Source organism: Variovorax sp. 10L426, from assembly GCF_056395305.1.
Genome location: NZ_JBFTJF010000162.1, coordinates 1 through 351 on the forward strand (window position 1 = coordinate 1; position 351 = coordinate 351).

The window sequence follows — 351 nt, forward strand, 5'->3', positions numbered from 1 at the left end:
CCTTAAGCGGCGTCGGCACTGGCAGCGCGCAGACACTGAACATATTCGGGCGTGTGCCTCCCGTTGCCGGACAGCCTCCGGCGGGCACCTACAACGACCTGGTGCAGGTGACGATCACCTACTGAGGGGAGCCCGCTCTACAGAATCCCCCATCTCGGCCGATACCGCGCATCAGGTCGACAACACGGTGGATCGCAGGTGGTTCGGGCAGTACTGATCGGAGCGATGTCCATCGCCAGCACAGCAGCGTGGGCCGACCCGGCGCCCGTCCCAATGCAGATCCGCCTGACCGTGGTTGAAGGCTGCGTCGGCACGGAGGGCGGCCCACGTTGCCCGGTGCCACAGCAGCAC

The 351-nt window shown here is 66.4% G+C and carries 1 protein-coding gene; it reads left to right on the top strand.

What is annotated here, in order from left to right:
• Nucleotides 1-125: spore coat protein U domain-containing protein (locus AC1DHL_RS30265; RefSeq protein WP_478164401.1), on the top strand; the 125-nt coding region annotated here is incomplete at its 5' end.
• Between the last annotated feature and the right edge of the window lie 226 nt (nt 126-351).